Origin of the sequence: Streptomyces sp. NPDC046716 (assembly GCF_040645755.1) — a bacterium.
GTDB lineage: Bacteria > Actinomycetota > Actinomycetes > Streptomycetales > Streptomycetaceae > Streptomyces.
Genome location: NZ_JBEYYU010000062.1, coordinates 17,261 through 31,901, shown reverse-complemented (window position 1 = coordinate 31,901; position 14,641 = coordinate 17,261). Strand labels below are relative to the sequence as shown.

Annotated in this window: 14 protein-coding genes; 5 read left to right on the top strand and 9 right to left on the bottom strand. The window is 71.3% G+C overall.

All coding sequences use genetic code 11. From position 1 onward, the window contains the following. The first annotated feature begins 24 nt into the window (after positions 1-24). The gene (locus tag ABZ930_RS33625; RefSeq protein ID WP_361556519.1) at positions 25-816 is read left to right on the top strand and encodes an SURF1 family protein; all 792 of its coding nucleotides are present in this window, start codon (positions 25-27) and stop codon (positions 814-816) included. Between the two features lie 4 nt (positions 817-820). Here ABZ930_RS33625 and ABZ930_RS33620 read toward each other — a convergent pair whose 3' ends face one another. The 7 genes from ABZ930_RS33620 to ABZ930_RS33590 all read right to left on the bottom strand — a co-directional run bounded on the left by ABZ930_RS33620 (position 821) and on the right by ABZ930_RS33590 (position 7,246). Beyond that, a complete protein-coding gene (locus tag ABZ930_RS33620; protein WP_361556516.1) occupies positions 821-1,849 on the bottom strand; it encodes a hypothetical protein in 1,029 nt (342 codons plus the stop codon). A 101-nt stretch (positions 1,850-1,950) separates the two neighbouring features. Next, positions 1,951-2,625, bottom strand: coding sequence for a SigE family RNA polymerase sigma factor (locus tag ABZ930_RS33615; protein ID WP_361556513.1), 675 nt, complete (start codon positions 2,623-2,625; stop codon positions 1,951-1,953). 347 nt (positions 2,626-2,972) lie between these two features. Next, entirely contained in the window at positions 2,973-4,061 is a 1,089-nt protein-coding gene (locus tag ABZ930_RS33610; RefSeq protein WP_361556510.1) for an aspartate-semialdehyde dehydrogenase, read from the bottom strand. After that, positions 4,061-5,344, bottom strand: coding sequence for an aspartate kinase (locus tag ABZ930_RS33605; protein WP_361556507.1), 1,284 nt, complete (start codon positions 5,342-5,344; stop codon positions 4,061-4,063). The genes ABZ930_RS33610 and ABZ930_RS33605 overlap by 1 nt, the downstream gene beginning before the upstream one ends. Positions 5,345-5,587: 243 nt before the next feature. Continuing rightward, entirely contained in the window at positions 5,588-6,253 is a 666-nt protein-coding gene (locus ABZ930_RS33600; protein ID WP_361556504.1) for a DUF5063 domain-containing protein, read from the bottom strand. Beyond that, positions 6,246-6,845: a recombination mediator RecR gene (recR, locus tag ABZ930_RS33595; RefSeq protein ID WP_018529216.1), complete on the bottom strand. Its 600-nt coding sequence runs from the start codon at positions 6,843-6,845 to the stop codon at positions 6,246-6,248. The genes ABZ930_RS33600 and recR overlap by 8 nt, the downstream gene beginning before the upstream one ends. A gap of 56 nt (positions 6,846-6,901) precedes the next feature. Further along, positions 6,902-7,246 carry a YbaB/EbfC family nucleoid-associated protein gene (locus ABZ930_RS33590; protein ID WP_361556501.1) on the bottom strand — a complete coding sequence of 115 codons (345 nt, stop codon included), beginning with the start codon at positions 7,244-7,246 and terminating at the stop codon, positions 6,902-6,904. Positions 7,247-7,484: 238 nt separating this feature from the next. On the opposite strand from ABZ930_RS33590, the gene ABZ930_RS33585 reads away from it, so the two are divergent. The 3 genes from ABZ930_RS33585 to ABZ930_RS33575 all read left to right on the top strand — a co-directional run bounded on the left by ABZ930_RS33585 (position 7,485) and on the right by ABZ930_RS33575 (position 9,750). Further along, positions 7,485-8,204, top strand: coding sequence for an SLATT domain-containing protein (locus ABZ930_RS33585; RefSeq protein WP_361556498.1), 720 nt, complete (start codon positions 7,485-7,487; stop codon positions 8,202-8,204). 121 nt (positions 8,205-8,325) lie between these two features. After that, on the top strand, positions 8,326-9,015 hold the full coding sequence (locus tag ABZ930_RS33580) for a GntR family transcriptional regulator (protein WP_361556495.1): 690 nt from the start codon (positions 8,326-8,328) through the stop codon (positions 9,013-9,015). Positions 9,016-9,099: 84 nt separating this feature from the next. After that, a complete protein-coding gene (locus ABZ930_RS33575; RefSeq protein WP_361556492.1) occupies positions 9,100-9,750 on the top strand; it encodes a hypothetical protein in 651 nt (216 codons plus the stop codon). 45 nt (positions 9,751-9,795) lie between these two features. On the opposite strand, the gene ABZ930_RS33570 is transcribed toward ABZ930_RS33575, so the two are convergent. Beyond that, the gene (locus tag ABZ930_RS33570; protein ID WP_361556489.1) at positions 9,796-11,151 is read right to left on the bottom strand and encodes an aspartate aminotransferase family protein; all 1,356 of its coding nucleotides are present in this window, start codon (positions 11,149-11,151) and stop codon (positions 9,796-9,798) included. Between the two features lie 223 nt (positions 11,152-11,374). Here ABZ930_RS33570 and ABZ930_RS33565 point away from each other — a divergent pair, with 223 nt between their 5' ends. Continuing rightward, the gene (locus tag ABZ930_RS33565; RefSeq protein ID WP_361556486.1) at positions 11,375-13,210 is read left to right on the top strand and encodes a serine/threonine-protein kinase; all 1,836 of its coding nucleotides are present in this window, start codon (positions 11,375-11,377) and stop codon (positions 13,208-13,210) included. 60 nt (positions 13,211-13,270) lie between these two features. On the opposite strand, the gene ABZ930_RS33560 is transcribed toward ABZ930_RS33565, so the two are convergent. After that, positions 13,271-14,554: an adenylosuccinate synthase gene (locus ABZ930_RS33560; RefSeq protein WP_361556483.1), complete on the bottom strand. Its 1,284-nt coding sequence runs from the start codon at positions 14,552-14,554 to the stop codon at positions 13,271-13,273. Positions 14,555-14,641: the final 87 nt, after the last annotated feature.

Genomic DNA, 14,641 nt, shown 5'->3' with positions numbered 1-14,641 from the left:
TATCGGACCCGTACCGTAGAAGGCGTGTACCGGTTCCTGCTGACCCCCCGCTGGCTGGGCATCCACCTCTTCGTGCTGCTCGCCATCCCGTTCTGCCTGTACATGGGCTCGTGGCAGCTCGGCCGCTTCGAGGGCCGGATGGACAACCACCGGACGGCCACGGAGCGGACCGAGACGAACAGGACGGCGGCGGCCCGGCCGCTCGCCTCGCTGCTGCCGGTCTCCACCGACACCTCCGGCGAGCGGGCCACCGCGACCGGCCGCTACGGCAAGCAGCTGCTCGTGCCGAACCGCGACCTCGACGGGCGGGACGGCTTCTACGTCGTGACGCTGCTCGAGGTCGACGGCACCGGCAAGGCGCTCCCGGTGGTCCGCGGCTGGCTGCCCGGCACGGCCTCCGCCGCCAAGGCCCCCGCCCCGCCCACCGGCGAGGTCACGGTGACCGGCGCGCTCCAGGCCTCCGAGTCCCAGGGGTCGAACGGGGTGACGGCCGCCGGCGGTCTGCCCACCGGTCAGCTCGGCATGATCAGCGCCGCGTCGCTGGTGAACCTGGTGCCGTACGACGTGTACGACGCCTGGGTCACGCTCGACAAGGCCGACGGGTCGATGACGGCGGTTCCGGCCACCGCCCCGCAGGGCAGCGGCCTGGACCTGAAGGCGTTCCAGAACCTGGGCTACACCGGCGAGTGGTTCGTCTTCGCGGGCTTCGTCGTCTTCATGTGGTTCCGCCTGGTCCGCCGCGAGGCCGAGACCATCAGGGACGCGGAGCTGGGCCTGGGCGCCCCCGAGGAGCAGGGCGCCGCTCAGGCTTCGTAGGCGGCTAGGACGCGGGCAGCAGCCCGGTCTTGTACACCGTCCCGGCGCAGGCGTCCGGGATCGTCGTGGCGGCCGTGGGCGCCCCGGGCTCCGCGGTGTGCGACACGACCACGCTCCCGTCGCCCGAGCCGTCCGAGCCCAGCTGGGGGGCGAGCTGCGCGGAGGCGGAGCTGTCACCCGTGGTGGGCGTCGTGTCCCCGCTCGTCGACGGCGACGGGGAAGGCTCCCCGCCCCCGCCGGTGCCGCCGGTCCCGCCCCCGTCGCCCCCGGGGGAGCACGGCGTGGACGGCACCCAGGCGAACCGCACCTCGTACGCCTTGCCGGGCTCCAGGACCAGCTGGGCCGGCTGGCTCGCCGGGTCGGGCAGGCCGGACGCCCGGTCGCCCGTGGTGTGGTCCACCACGTTCACCGCGGAGGGGTTGGCCGCGCCCTGCGCGATGGTGACGATGCTGCCGGGGCTGTCGACCGTGCAGTTCGCGGCGGAGGTGTTGGTGACACGGAAGGAGCCGTAGACCGCGCCGCCGGCGTCGGGCTGGCCGACCGTCGGCACCGGAGTGCTCAGCTCCGTCGCGTCGCAGGCCGGGGAGGACGCGGCGGCCGTCGACGCGGGATCGGTACCGGCGGTGGCACCGCCGCCCGAGCTCTTGTCACCGTCGCCCTTCTCGCCCTTCTTCCCGCCCGCGCCGCGCTCCTCGGAGCGGCCGGCCGAGCCGCCCGACTCCTTGTCGCCGGCGCCCTCGGATTTTCCCTTGTGCGTGGCCGTGCTGTTGCCCGCGATGGAGGGGTGGTCGGTCGAGCCCGTGTTGGTCACGTGCAGCACCGCGGGGATCGCCATCGCGACGAAGACCCCGGCGGCGACCGCGCCGACCGTGGCCTGCCGCTTGCGGGCCCGGCGCGCCGGCACCGCGCGGCGCAGCTTCTCCAGAGCCGCGTCCGACGGCTCGATGTCCTCGACGACCTGTCGCATCATGCGCCGCAGCGCCAGCTCGTCGTCGGCCGCCGCATCGGCCGGACGACGGGGTGCGTCGTTCACAGTTGAGTTCCCAGGGTGTCGGTCGTGCTGGTCGCGCTTGTCGTGCTCGTCATGCTCGTCGTGCTCCCCGGACGCGTCCTCGGGGCCTCGTCCCGGGGTGCTCATACCGGCGCCTCCATGGCGACGCGCAGGGCCGCGATGCCCCGGGAGCCGTAGGCCTTCACCGAGCCCAGGGATATCCCGAGCGCCTCGGCGACCTGCGCCTCGGTCATGTCCGCGAAGTAGCGCAGCACGAGGACCTCGCGCTGGCGCCGCTGCAGCCCCTTGAGCGCCTTCTTCAGCGCGTCGCGCTCCAGGAGGTCGTACGCCCCCTCCTCCGCGCTCGCCATGTCGGGCATCGGCTTGGTGAGCAGCTTCAGGCCGAGGATGCGCCGGCGCAGCGTGGACCGCGACAGGTTGACCACGGTCTGGCGCAGGTACGCGAGCGTCTTCTCGGGGTCGCGCACCCGCTTGCGCGCCGAGTGGACCCGGATGAACGCCTCCTGGACGACGTCCTCGCAGGAGGCGGTGTCGTCGAGGAGCAGCGCCGCGAGCCCGAGCAGGGAGCGGTAGTGGGCGCGGTAGGTCTCGGTGAGGTGATCGACTGTGGTGCCGGCCGCCATCGTCTCGTCAGCGCCCTGCAGTTGCGTCGGAATGCGCGCGGGCATGGGCGCGATCACCGGCATGCCGCCGGGCGCCCGCCCCCGGGCCTTGCGCACGCCGATGGGTGCGAGGGGCGGACGGAGCACCGCCGCGCCTCTCGCCTGTACCGCTGTGAAGTCGAGAACCTCTGCCACGCCTGTTGGACACGCTTCCCCCCGTCAGGGTTGTACGCGTACGGCGCCCCATTTGCGACAGACTTCGCCACCGTCAGCATGCGTACCTACCTGCTCTTCCCCTATGCCCCTGTTACGCCTCGGGGACGACACCTCCGAGGGCGCCCGCTAAAGACGCTCCCCACCCCGCGTGCGGTTGCGGGGTGGGGAGGAAATCTTCGAACGGTCAACAGTCCCGCTGCAAGTGGTATGGACCAATCTCACACACAGAACCTACACAGATTTTATGTTCGAATCCGCATATGGGAAGGGGCGGCCCGCAGGTCGGACAGCGTGCGGGCCCCTATATCCCGACATAGGGGCGGGGATCAGGCGAGGCTGATTTCCGCCGCCACCAGTTCGGCGATCTGTGCGGTGTTCAGCGCGGCGCCCTTGCGCAGATTGTCCCCGCACACGAAGAGTTCGAGCCCGGTCGGATCGTCGAGCGAGCGCCGCACGCGGCCCACCCAGGTCGGGTCGGTGCCCACCGCGTCGGCGGGCGTGGGGAACTCGCCCGCGGCCGGGTTGTCGAAGAGCACGACACCGGGCGCGGTCGCGATGATCTCGCGCGCCTTGCCGGCGGTGACCTCGCTCTGGAAGCGGGCGTGGACGGTGAGGGAGTGCGTCGTGACGACCGGCACCCGTACGCACGTCACGGCGACCTTCAGCTCCGGCAGGCCGAGGATCTTGCGGGACTCGTCCCGCACCTTCATCTCCTCGGAGGAGAAGCCGTCCTCGGCGAGCGAGCCCGCCCACGGCACGACGTTCAGCGCGACCGGCTCCGGGAAGGGGCCCGTGGCGTCGCCGACGGCCCGGCGCACGTCGCCCGGGCTGGTCCCCAGCTCCGTGCCGGCGACGAGCGACAGCTGGGCGCGCAGCGTCTCGACGCCGGAGCGCCCGGCACCGCTCACCGCCTGGTACGAGGAGACGACCAGCTCGCGCAGGCCGAACTCGGCGTGCAGCGCGCCGACGGCGACGATCATCGACAGGGTCGTGCAGTTCGGGTTGGCGATGATGCCGCGCGGCCGCACGCGCGCGGCGTGCGGATTGACCTCGGGGACGACGAGCGGCACGTCGGCGTCCATCCGGAAGGCGGCGGAGTTGTCGACGACGACCACGCCCTTGGCGGCGGCGATCGGCGCCCACTGCGCGGCCACGTCGTCGGGTACGTCGAACATGGCGACGTCGATCCCGTCGAAGACCGACTCCTCCAGGGCGACGACCTCGACCTCCTCGCCGCGCACGGTGAGCTTGCGCCCGGCCGAGCGGGGAGAGGCGACGAGCCGGATCTCGCCCCAGATGTCCGCGTGCTGCGACAGGATCTGCAGCAGAACGGCGCCGACGCTCCCGGTCGCACCCACGACCGCGAGCGTCGGACGCCGCACCGCTTTACCGGTGTTCCCGGCGTTTTCGGCCATCAGCGGCCGGTGCCTCCGTAGACCACGGCCTCGTCGGAGTCCGAGTCGAGCCCGAAGGCGGAGTGCACGGCGCGCACGGCCTCGTTCACGTCGTCGGCCCGCGTCACCACCGAGATGCGGATCTCGGAGGTCGAGATCAGCTCGATGTTGACGCCCGCGTCGGTCAGCGCCTCGAAGAAGCCGGCCGTGACACCCGGGTTCGTCTTCATGCCGGCGCCCACGAGGGAGATCTTGGCGATCTGGTCGTCGTAGCGCAGGGAGTCGAAGCCGACGGTGGCCCGCTGCTTCTCCAGGGCGTCGATGGCCTTGCGGCCCTCGGTCTTGGGCAGCGTGAAGGAGATGTCGGTCAGACCGGTCGACGCCGCCGAGACGTTCTGGACGATCATGTCCAGGTTGATCTCGGCGTTCGCGATGGCCCGGAAGATCTTCGCGGCCTCGCCCGGCTTGTCCGGAACGCCGACGACGGTGACCTTCGCCTCGGAGGTGTCGTGCGCGACACCGGAGATGATCGCCTGCTCCACGGCCTCTGCCCCTTGCTTCTTCACGAGCGGTTCGTTGCTGACCCACGTGCCCTGCAGTCCGCTGAAGCTGGACCGCACGTGGATCGGGATGTTGTAGCGCCGGGCGTACTCCACGCAGCGGTGGAGCAGCACCTTCGAGCCGGAGCTGGCGAGCTCCAGCATGTCCTCGAAGGAGATCCAGTCGATCTTCCGCGCCTTCTTCACGACGCGCGGGTCGGCGGTGAACACACCGTCGACGTCCGTGTAGATCTCGCAGACCTCCGCGTCGAGCGCGGCGGCAAGGGCGACCGCGGTCGTGTCGGAGCCACCGCGGCCCAGCGTGGTGATGTCCTTCTTGTCCTGCGAGACACCCTGGAAGCCCGCGACGATGGCGATGTTGCCGTCGTCCAGGGACTCCTTGATGCGGCCCGGCGTGACGTCGATGATCCGGGCTTTGTTGTGGACCGAGTCGGTGATGACACCGGCCTGACTGCCCGTGAACGACTGGGCCTCGTGGCCCAGGTTTTTGATCGCCATGGCCAGCAGGGCCATGGAGATCCGCTCCCCGGCGGTCAGCAGCATGTCGAACTCTCGTCCGGCAGGGATCGGGGATACCTGCTCGGCGAGATCGATCAACTCATCCGTCGTGTCGCCCATCGCGGACACCACGACAACCACCTGGTTGCCGTTCTTCTTGGCGTCCACAATGCGCTTGGCGACCCGCTTGATGCCCTCGGCATCGGCTACGGAGGAGCCTCCGTACTTCTGCACGACAAGGCCCACGTGCGCTCCTCGCTCAGTCCGTCTGTCACCGCGCATGCGCGTGCATGGCGGTCGGCTCAGTTTAACGAGCGGCCGAATTCCGCCCCGGCTATATCGCATCGTGAGATGTCCCGCCCACGAAGTGATCACCGGGCCAACTGGCCACCGGCGTCCGGCCGCTCCGGACAAGCACATGCCCAGGCCCTCCGGGGTCAACCGGAATCGTGGGACGGGTCACATCGGGGCGCCTGCTCGCAGAGCCTTCTACTTGACCGTGCGAAGACCCAGGGGGGCGGCGATCTCCTCGGCCATGACGCGGCCCGCCTCCTCCTCCAGGGCGTCCTCGGCGCTGGAGAGGTCCTCGTCGGTGTCGAGGCCGTCGAGCTCGGCCAGCGGCTGGTTCAGCCGGACGTGCGCGACCAGGGACTGCAGGGCGCGCAGGGTGGCCGAGGCGGTCGAGCCCCAGTTGGAGAAGTACGAGAACTGCCACCACCACAGGGCTTCGGTGACCCGGCCCGCGCGGTAGTGGGCCATGCCGTGCCGCAGATCGGTGACGACATCGGCCAGGTCGTCGGAGATCCGGGCCGCGACGGGCGCCTTGCGGGGCTCGTACGGGTCGAAGACCTCGGAGTAGACGTCGATCGGGTCGAGCATTCTGGCCAGCCGCTCGCGCAGCTCGTCGACATCGGCCTCCGGGCCGAGGTCCGGCTCGTAGCGCTCGTCCGGGACGATGTCCTCGTGCGCGCCGAGCCGGCCGCCCGCCAGCATCAGCTGGGAGACCTCCAGGAGGAGGAACGGCACGGCGGAGTCCGGCTCGTCGCCCTTGGCGATCTCGGTGACCGCGACGATGAACGACTCGATCTGGTCGGAGATCTGGACCGCGAAGTCGTTCGGGTCCTGGCTGGTGGCGTGCAGGCTGGCATCAGACATCTAGGAGTCGTCTCCCCTCGAAGGCACGGCCGAGGGTGACCTCGTCCGCATACTCCAGGTCGCCCCCGACGGGGAGGCCGCTGGCCAGGCGGGTGACCTTCAGGCCCATGGGCTTGATCATGCGGGCGAGGTACGTCGCCGTGGCCTCGCCCTCCAGGTTGGGATCAGTGGCCAGGATCAGCTCCGTGACCGTCCCGTCGGCCAACCGCGCGAGAAGTTCTCGTATACGCAGATCGTCGGGGCCCACGCCTTCGATCGGGCTGATGGCGCCGCCGAGGACGTGGTACTTCCCGCGGAACTCACGGGTCCGCTCGATCGCGACGACGTCCTTGGGCTCCTCGACCACGCAGATGACGGAAAGGTCGCGGCGCGGGTCCCGGCAGATGTTGCACAGCTCCTCCTGCGCCACGTTTCCGCACGTGGCGCAGAAGCGGACCTTCGCCTTGACCTCCATCAGCGCCTGCGCGAGCCGTCGTACGTCGGTGGGCTCCGCCTGGAGGATGTGGAAGGCGATCCGCTGCGCGCTCTTGGGACCGACGCCGGGCAGCCTGCCCAACTCGTCGATGAGGTCCTGGACCACGCCTTCGTACACGGATCAGTCGCCTTCCGGTGGGTGTCGCTCGGTACGTACGGTAGTCGGCGCCGGGCCTAGAAGGGGAGGCCCGGGATGCCGCTGCCGCCGCCGAGGCCCTGGGCCAGCGGGCCCAGCTTCTGCTGCTGCAGCGTCTGCGCGTTCTCGTTGGCCGCCGCGACCGCCGCGATGACGAGGTCGGCGAGGGTCTCGGTGTCCTCGGGGTCGACCGCCTTCGGGTCGATCGTCAAGGCCCGCAGCTCGCCCGAGCCCGTCACCTTCGCCTTGACGAGGCCGCCGCCCGCCTGGCCCTCGACCTCTGTCTGCGCCAGCTCTTCCTGCGCCTTCGCGAGGTCCTGCTGCATCTTCTGGGCCTGCTGAAGCAGCTGCTGCATGTTGGGCTGGCCACCACCGGGGATCACGATCAGCTCCTGGGGTCCGGGTGCGTGCGGTCTGGGTACCGAGCCTACGTGGTCCCGGGGGCCACCGCCCTGGCACCTTTGACTGCACTCTTTCGGGTGAGAACGCCTGCGGCCCTATACCTGATGAAGGCCCACTTCTAGGCGTAAAACCCGCGAAAACGGGACCTTGGCCACCCATTGGGCGGTAGGAAGATGCTGCACATCGAGCCCCAGCCGTGACCAGTCGAGGGAGTGCCGGGTGAGTCAGCCGGAGATGCAGCCCGAAGGACCGCCCCAGGAGGGCACCGGCGACCTCACCGGGCGGGCGTTCCCGCTCGGCGACTGGGGCGAGCCCGCCGAGCGGCTCGACGAGCTGTACCGGTGGGTCGAGCGGGGCGCCCTGCGGACCGCGGACCGCTATCTCGCCGACCGGGTCTGGAAGCGCCGGGGCGCGCGGGCGCTGCGGGCGGGGGCCGTGCTCGGGGCCGTGTGCGCCGGGGCGCTGCCGCTGCTCGAGCTGACGGCCGCCGTGTCGGGCGCGGCGCCGTGGGGGTACGTCGCCCTGCTGCTGGCCGTGGCGTGCGTCGGGGGCGACCGGTACTTCGGGCTGACCTCGGGCTGGATAAGGGATGTCGCCACGGCACAGGCGGTGCAGCGGCGACTGCTGGCGCTGCAGTTCGACTGGGCGTCGGAGAGCGTGCGTGAGGTGCTGGGTCCCGCCGAGGGGACGGCGAGCGAGGCCGCCGAGCGGTGTCTGGGGGTGCTGCGGCGGTTCTCCGACGACGTGACGGAGCTGATGCGGGCCGAGACGGCGGACTGGATGGTCGAGTTCCGGTCGGGGCCCGCGCCGCTGGTGATGCAGTCCTCGATCCCGAGCGCGACCCCCCGCTCCCCGGAGACGAACGGCATCCCCCGCTTCCCCCTCCCCCCGGGCACCCGCCCCAACATGCCCCGCCAACGCCCCCCGGAGCCGAGGTAGCGCCCCGCCAGGGGCGCGGGGAACTGTGCGACCGGCCACGACGGGACCGGCACCCGAGGAACGACCCCTCCGCGACTAGGCTGACCGGAACACAACACCCAGCTGCCCCCGGAGGGGACCCGTGGCACCCGACGGCCCCACCGTCACCCGCTCCACCCTGCGCCAGCAGATCGCGGACGCCCTGCGTGACGAGATCCTGAGCGGACGGCTCACCCCCGGCCAGGAATTCACCGTCAAGGAGATCGCCGACGGCTACGGCGTCTCGGCGACCCCGGTGCGCGAGGCCCTGGTCGACCTCACGGCCCAGGGCCTCCTCGACTCCGCCCAGCACCGCGGCTTCCGCGTCCACGAGTACTCCCTGGCCGACCACCGCGCCATGATCGAGGCCCGCAGCCTGGTCGCCGACGGCATCTTCCGCGGGCTCGCGGAGAACGCCCCGCAGGGCCCGGCCGCCGCCGAGGCCCTGGCCGGAGTGCGCCGCCGCGGCGAGGAGGCGGCCCGCGCCGCGAGCGCCGGCGACCTGAACGTGCTGATCGGCTACGACCTGCGGTTCTGGCGGGAGCTCTCGGCGCTGTTCGGCAACCCCTACCTCTCCGACTTCTTCCACCGGCTGCGCGTCCAGTCCTGGATGTACACGGTGCCGCACCTGCGCCGGGCCGGGGATCTGCGGGGCAGGCTGTGGGCCGGGCACTGCGAGCTGGTCGACGCCCTCGCCGACCGGGACGCCCGGAGCGCGCACGCGATCATCGCCGCGTACAACGCCGACTCACTCGCGCTGGTCGAGCGCCTCACCGGCGAGCGGCCCCGCTGAACGCTTACCTGCAAGACAGGTCTGCCGCAGCCCGCCGCGCACTACCCTTGCGCTACGCAGGACGTCCGACTCTAAGGAGCCCCCTTGGCCTGTGACCTGTGGCTCGTCCCCCTCGTCGACGTGCTGTGCCACAGCCCCGACAATCCCTTCGCCGACGAACTCGCGCTCTACGACAAGGCGTTGCACGAGGCAGGACTGCCGCCGGTGCCGGTCTACGCGTACATGCCGGGCCTCTCGGGCGACGTGGCCCCGGTCGCGGGGTTCGACTACGACGCGCTGCACTTCCTGCGCCGCGCGTACCTGCTCCAGCTGTGCGGACTCGCGGTGACGCCGGTCGACGAACTCGGCGGGGACTACGAGCAGTTGCTGGAGATGTTCGAGTCGACGGCGCAGAGCTCGCACCTGGTGTGGCACTACGACCACGCGGGCGCGTACGTGCCCGTGGACTTCCCGACCCCGCTGTCCAACGACGAACTGCTCGCCGGGGGCGGCCCGCTCGGCTCGTCGCACGCACTGCTGCGCGAACTGGAGTACGTGGCCCAGGCGATCGGCATCGACCCGTCGAACCCGCCGGTGGCGCCCGCGCCGCCCGCCGGTCCCACCGCGCTCGAGGAGCCGGCGGCCGCGGTGCCGCTCGACGACAGCCCGTTCGCGCGGGAGCGCCATGTGTGGCTGGGCCTGCACCAGGCGGCGACCCGCAGCCTGGCCCAGGGCTCGATGATCATCTTCAGCTGAACCGTTCCGGTGGGCCGGTCCTCCGGCCCACCGGAACAGGCGGCTCTAGGCCGTGTGCTCGTCCGCGACGGACAGTGCCGCGTCCAGGGCGGCGAGGCCCTCCTTGGCCTCCGCCTCGGTGATGTTCAGCGGCGGCACGACGTGCGTACGGTTCATGTTGATGAAGGGCCACAGGCCGTTCTTCTTGGCGGCGGCGCCGAACGCGGCCATCGGCGCGTTGTCCGCGCCGGTCGCGTTGTACGGCACCAGCGGCTCGCGCGTCTCCTTGTCCCGTACGAGGTCGAGCGCCCAGAACATGCCGGTGCCGCGCACCTCGCCGACCGACGGGTGCCGCTCGGCGAGCTCGCGCAGGGCCGGCTCGATGATCTCCGCGCCGGTCCTCGCGGCCTGCTCGACGATGCCCTCCTCCGCCATCACGTTGAGGGTGGCGACGGCGGCGGCGCAGGCCAGCGGGTGCCCCGAGTAGGTGAGACCGCCGGGGTACGGGCGCTTGGCGAAGGTCTCCGCGATCGCGCCGGAGATCGCGACACCGCCCAGCGGCACGTACCCGGAGTTCACGCCCTTGGCGAAGGTCATCAGGTCCGGCACGACGTCGTACAGGTCGGCGGCGAACCACTCGCCGGTGCGGCCGAAGCCCGCCATGACCTCGTCGAGGACGAAGACGATGCCGTACCGGTCGCACAGCTCACGGACACCGGCCAGGTAACCGGCGGGCGGCAGCATGATGCCGGCCGTGCCCGGGACGGTCTCCAGGATGATCGCGGCGATGGTGGCCGGACCCTCGAACTGGATCGTCGACTCCAGGTGCTCCAGGGCGCGGGCGCACTCCTGCTCCTCCGTCTCGGCGTAGAAGCGCGAGCGGTACAGGAACGGCGCCCAGAAGCGGACAACACCGGCCGAGCCGCTGTCGTTGGCCCAGCGTCGCGGGTCCCCCGTGACGTTGATCGCCTGCTGGGTGCCGCCGTGGTACGAGCGGTAGGCGGAGAGCACCTTCGGGCGGCCCGTGTGCAGGCGGGCCATCCGCAGGGCGTGCTCGACGGCGTCCGCGCCGCCGTTGGTGAAGAAGATCTTGTCCAGGTCGCCGGGGGTGCGCTCGGCGATGAGGCGTGCGGCCTCGGAGCGCGACTCGATGGCGAACGCGGGCGCGAAGGTCGTCATCGTCGCCGCCTGCTCCTGGATCGCGGCGACGACCTTCGGGTGCTGGTACCCGATGTTCGTGTAGACGAGCCCGGAGGTGAAGTCGAGGTAGCGGTTGCCGTCGTAGTCCCAGAAGTACGAGCCTTCGGCACCGGCGACGGCGAGCGGGTCGATGAGCTCCTGCGCGGACCAGGAGTGGAACACGTGTGCGCGGTCCGCGGCCTTGACGGCGGCGCCGACCTGGGGATTCGGCTGAGGGGTCATGGGGCCGAGGGTAAAGGGGCGCTGCCCCCGGGTGCCATCGGCGTCCTGTCTGCGGGACGCCGGGGAACACGACAGTCTGTCGCCCGGCGCCGGTAGGTCCCTGAGCGGGTCCCTTATCAGGACAGGTCCGTTACGGAACCGTAGAAGCCACTAAGGGTCCCTCTGTCGTAGGTCGGCACTATTCTCGGTTTGTTGCACACATACCGGGGGAGGGTGGCGCGACATGGACAGACTTGAGGCTCTGGGGCCGGGGGACCCGCAGCGCATCGGGGCGTACCGGCTGCTCGGCCGGCTCGGCGCGGGCGGCATGGGGCAGGTGTATCTGGCGCGCTCGGAGCGCGGGCGCACGGTCGCCGTGAAGCTGGTGCGCGAGGAGCTGGCGGAGCAGGAGGAGTTCCGGAACCGGTTCCGGCAGGAGGTGCAGGCGGCCCGGCAGGTCGGCGGCGCCTGGACGGCGAGCGTGCTCGACGCGGACACCGGGGCGCAGGTCCCGTGGGTGGCGACCGCGTATGTGGCGGGGCCCTCGCTCCAGCAGGTCGTCTCGCACGACTACGGCGCGCTGCCGGAGCGTTCGGTACGCATCCTGGCGGCCGGCCTCGCGCACGCGATCAAGGACGTGCACGCGGCGGGGATCGTCCACCGCGACCTGAAGCCGTCGAACGTGCTGGTGACGATCGACGGCCCGCGCGTCATCGACTTCGGCATCGCCCGTGCGCTGGAGACGATCACCGACGGCGGGCTGACGCGGACCGGCGCGCTGGTCGGCTCGCCCGGCTTCATGGCGCCCGAGCAGGTGCGCGGCGACCGGATCACCCCGGCCTGCGACGTGTTCTGCCTGGGTTCGGTGCTGGCGTACGCGGCGACCGGCGCGCTGCCGTTCGGCACGTCCAACAGCGGGGTGCACGCCCTGATGTTCCGAATAGCCCAGGAGGAGCCGGATCTGGCGAACCTCCCGGAGGGGCTGCACGAGCTGGTCCGGGACTGCCTGCACAAGGAGCCCGGCCGGCGTCCGACGCCCGACGAGATCCTGGAGCGCACCGGCGCCGAGGACACCCTGGGCGACGGCGGCCGCACCCGCGACCCGTGGCTGCCCGGCGCGCTGGTGGCCCAACTGGGGCGGCACGCCGTGCAGTTGCTCGACTCGGAGGATCCCGAGGGCGCGGCGGACGCCGCCGCCCCGGCGGCCGGTCCGGCAGGCGCGCCGCCGCCGCCCGGCAAGCCCGGCGCGAGCGCTCCGGTGAACCACCTGCCGACCGTGGTGGTGGGCGCGGACGCCCCGGCCCCGCCGGCCGCCCCCGCGCAGACGCCGAACCCGCCCGCGTACGGCTATCCGCACCAGCAGCCCGGCTACGGCTACCCGCAGCCGCACGCCTGGCACGGGCCCTCGCCCTACGGCCAGACCCCGCCGTACGGTCAGACCCCGCCCTACGGACCGGCTCCGCTGCCGCACGAGCCGCAGCGCCGCCGCTCCACGGCGGCGCTGGTCGCGGTGGCCCTGATCGTGGCGCTCGGCGCGGGCGGCTCGGTGTACGCGTTGATGACGGGCGACGGCAAGGACCCGTCGACGCGGGCGGACGCCACGCAGTCCTCCGCGTCGGCCCCGGCCTCCACCGCGCCCTCCGGCGAGGGCGGACAGGACACGCCGACGTCGCCGCAGTCGACGCTGCCCGAGTCGACGGCTCCGCAGTCGGGGGCCGGAGCGGGAGCGATCCCGGAGGGCTTCATCGGCACCTGGTCGAACGAACAGGACAACGCGAACGGGCACCACACCCGCACCCTCGTCATCCAGCAGGGCGATCCGGGCGACACGACCCTGCAGATGACCCAGGAGGGCACGATCAAGGGCGTCGCCTACGAGTGCGTCTTCCAGGGCCGGCTGGCGTCCGCGAGCGGCTCCGAGCTGCACTTCGCCGGCACGCAGGTGGTGTCGGGGGGCCCGGCCGGCTACTGCAGGGCGGGCACGCCGAGCACGGTGACGATGACGTCGTCGGGCGAGCTGCGCCGTGTCCTGATCGACGCGACGGGCAACCGGCAGGACCTGACGTACTCGAAGGGCTGAACGGCCCGTGCCCCGGCCCGCCGCAGCGGACCGGGGCACGGAGGACACCGCGCGGGGTGCCTAGAGGAACGAGTTGATCTCGATCGTCTCGTCGCGGCCGGGGCCGACGCCGATGGCCGAGATCGGGGCGCCGGACATGTCCTCCAGCGCCTTCACGTACGCCTGCGCGTTCTTCGGGAGGTCCGCGAAGGTCTTGGCCTTCGTGATGTCCTCCGACCAGCCGGGCAGGTTCTCGTACACCGGCTTCGCGTGGTGGAAGTCGGTCTGGTTGTACGGGAGTTCCTCGACGCGCTCGCCGTCGATCTCGTACGCCACGCAGACCGGGATCTGCTCCCAGCCCGTCAGGACGTCCAGCTTCGTGAGGAAGAAGTCCGTCAGGCCGTTCACCCGGGTCGCGTAGCGGGCGATCGGGGCGTCGAACCAGCCGCAGCGGCGGTCACGGCCGGTGGTGACGCCGCGCTCGCCGCCGATGCGGCGCAGGTCCTCGCCGTCCTGGTCGAAGAGCTCGGTCGGGAACGGGCCCGCGCCGACACGCGTGGTGTACGCCTTCAGGATGCCGATGACGCGGCTGATCTTCGTCGGGCCGACGCCCGTACCCGTGCAGGCGCCGCCCGCGGTCGGGTTCGACGAGGTGACGAAGGGGTACGTGCCGTGGTCGATGTCGAGGAGCGTGCCCTGGCCGCCCTCGAAGAGCACGACCTTGTCCTCGTCCAGCGCGTTGTTGAGGATCAGGGTGGTGTCGGCGACGTAGCCCTTGATCTGGTCCGCGTAGCCGAGCAGCTCCTCGACGACCTGCTGCGCCTCGATGGCGCGGCGGTTGTAGAGCTTGGTGAGCAGCTGGTTCTTGACCTCGAGGGCCGCTTCGACCTTCTGGGTGAGGATCGACTCGTCGTAGAGGTCCTGGACGCGGATGCCGACGCGGTTGATCTTGTCCGCGTAGGTCGGGCCGATACCGCGGCCGGTGGTGCCGATCTTCCGCTTGCCGAGGAAGCGCTCCGTCACCTTGTCGACCGTCACGTTGTACGGCGTGATGATGTGCGCGTTGCCGCTGAGCAGCAGTTTGGAGGTGTCGACGCCGCGCTCGTTCAGACCGCTCAGCTCGGAGAGCAGGACCGACGGGTCGACGACGACACCGTTTCCGATGACCGGTGTGCACTCCGGCGAGAGGATCCCGGAAGGGAGGAGGTGGAGCGCATACTTCTGGTCGCCTACGACGACCGTGTGACCGGCGTTGTTGCCGCCCTGGTAGCGCACCACATAGTCCACGGATCCACCGAGCAGGTCGGTGGCCTTTCCCTTGCCTTCGTCACCCCACTGAGCACCGAGCAGCACAAGTGCGGGCACAGGCGTACACCCCTTCCGGGCGGGGCATGTCCAAGGTCAGGGGCCGGCGCCGCGTCGGTGCGGCGGGCCTGCGTGAGCCTTGGGGTG